We start from the raw sequence: 1,121 nt of genomic DNA, 5'->3' as shown, positions 1-1,121 counted from the left end.
CTTCATGATGGCGCGCACCATCATGAAGATGATGAAAGCCAGAATGATGAAATTGACCAGAATAGTCAGGAAATTCCCATAGGCAAATACGGGAACGCCGGCTTTCTTAAGCGCGTCGAGCGTGTGCGGCACGCCCGCCGGCGGCTCGGATAGCACCACGAAAAGGTTAGAGAAGTCGAGTTTGCCAATAATGCGGCCCACCACCGGCATGATCAGGTCATTCACCACGGAATCGACAATCTTGCCGAACGCGGCGCCGATAATCACACCGACTGCCAGGTCGACCACATTGCCTCGCATTGCGAAGGCCTTGAACTCCGACATCATCCCCATGCTTTTCTCCCAGTGTTGCTTTCGTTGAACGGTCGTCAGGATAAAAGCCTGCCCCATCACCGCCTGTAACGCAAGCGTACAGGCCACATCGTCCTTTTTGTGGCCGATTATCGTACGTCGCGCAATCACCGTGCGCCTTTCAATGCCACATGTGCCTAAGGTACAATTTACGGTTGACGCAAAATCTAATTTGACATCCCCTGGGGTTTGGAATGAGTGACCAGCAAAACGTGAAGAACGTGGATAAGGGTCGCCGCAATTGGTTGATTGCGACGTCAGTCGCTGGCGGCATCGGAGGCGTGGCGGTAGCGGTTCCGTTCGTCAGTACGTTTGCGCCGTCAGAGAAGGCAAAGGCCGCCGGAGCCCCGGTAGAAGCCGACATCAGTGCCCTGAAATCGGGCGAGATGATGACCGTTGAATGGCGCGGCAAACCAGTCTGGATCCTGAAGCGCACCGAGGAAATGCTCGCGTCGCTGAAGAAAACCGATGCCGAAGTCGCCGACCCCAACTCGGACGTTCCCTTCACCATGAAGACGCCCGAGTACTGCAAGAACGAAACCCGTTCCCGCGCAGAACACAAAGATTTGCTGGTCGTGGTGGGCATCTGCTCCCACCTGGGCTGCTCGCCCTCCGGCCCCTTCGGCTCCGGCTCCAATCCCCAGCTCGGCTCCGATCCCGGTTTCCTCTGTCCCTGCCACGGCTCGACGTTCGACCTCGCTGGCCGCGTGTTCAAGAACAAGCCGGCTCCGCAAAACCTCGACGTACCCCCGTACCAGTTCCTGTCCGAC

2 protein-coding genes are annotated in these 1,121 nt (G+C 57.4%); one reads left to right on the top strand and one right to left on the bottom strand.

Going from position 1 to position 1,121, the window contains the following annotated elements:
* On the bottom strand, positions 1 to 333 hold a 333-nt coding region (gene mscL, locus AC1DS3_RS38905), incomplete at its 3' end, for a large conductance mechanosensitive channel protein MscL (RefSeq protein WP_477129396.1).
* A gap of 212 nt (positions 334 to 545) precedes the next feature.
* Here mscL and petA point away from each other — a divergent pair.
* Positions 546 to 1,121: ubiquinol-cytochrome c reductase iron-sulfur subunit (petA, locus tag AC1DS3_RS38900; RefSeq protein WP_477129395.1), on the top strand; the 576-nt coding region annotated here is incomplete at its 3' end.

The organism is Cupriavidus sp. 01L46, from assembly GCF_056399905.1.
Note: the sequence above shows the minus strand (reverse complement) of the source record. Positions and strands in the feature narration are given on the sequence as shown.